Source organism: Gelidibacter sp. F63206, assembly GCF_023015735.1.
This window is the reverse complement of sequence record NZ_JALKAU010000011.1, coordinates 1-212: the sequence shown is the minus strand read 5'-3', so window position 1 is coordinate 212 and position 212 is coordinate 1. Positions and strand designations below refer to the sequence as shown.

The 212-nt window shown below is 50.5% G+C and carries 1 protein-coding gene; it reads left to right on the top strand.

Features of this window, described 5'->3' with window-relative positions; all coding sequences use genetic code 11:
• Positions 1 to 212: hypothetical protein (locus tag MWU32_RS00065; RefSeq protein ID WP_246936568.1), on the top strand; the 212-nt coding region annotated here is incomplete at both ends.

The window sequence follows — 212 nt, the reverse complement described above, 5'->3', positions numbered from 1 at the left end:
TCCGTAACTGATGCCAGTAATAACACGATCAACGTTGTCCAGCTTATTGTCATTGAAGATGTGACCGATCCAACGGCTTCCAATCCCGCAACCATTACTGTAGAATGTGCCGGTGAAGTACCAGCTCCCGATGTCAGCGTGGTCACCGATGAAGCGGACAACTGTCTCGGAACAGTTACCGTGGCCCACGTATCTGATGTTTCCGATGGGAA